This is a genomic window from Burkholderia sp. BCC1638 (assembly GCF_902833195.1).
Lineage (GTDB): Bacteria > Pseudomonadota > Gammaproteobacteria > Burkholderiales > Burkholderiaceae > Burkholderia > Burkholderia diffusa.
Genome location: NZ_CADFEC010000141.1, coordinates 1 through 446 on the forward strand (window position 1 = coordinate 1; position 446 = coordinate 446).

The window sequence follows — 446 nt, forward strand, 5'->3', positions numbered from 1 at the left end:
TCCCGGCCCATTGGCAGCCGTTGCCCGAATAGACGAAGGCCACCCGGCCTGGCTCGGCCGGCGCCTCGCCGCGCACCACACCGGCGGGAGAAGCGGTGGCGTCGGCGGCCAGCGCCGCCAGCGCGGCGCGCCCCTCCTCAAGCGAAGCCGGTGCTATCACCAGGCGATGAGTGAACCACTGGCGGCGCCGCGCGGCGGTGGCCGCGATCGACTGCCAGTCGGCCCCACCCTCGAGCACGGCCAGGTAGCGCGCGGCCAGCGCACCGAAGGCCTGCGGCGAGCGCACCGTCAGCACCAGTGGCGACAGGCGCGCAGCCGGCGCCGCCGTGACAGCCTCGGCCCGCGGCGTGTCCGCCCCGGCGGGCGCCGAGCTCAGGACCACGTGGGCATTGGTGCCGCCGAAACCGAAGGAGTTGATGCCGACCGTGAGCGGCGCCTCATCGTGC

Annotated in this window: 1 protein-coding gene; it reads right to left on the reverse strand. The window is 75.3% G+C overall.

Annotation, left to right across the window (positions count from 1 at the left end; all coding sequences use genetic code 11):
- Window positions 1–446, reverse strand: a 446-nt coding sequence (locus HWX22_RS31600; protein WP_175917027.1) for a ketoacyl-synthetase C-terminal extension domain-containing protein, incomplete at both ends; no start/stop codon positions are given.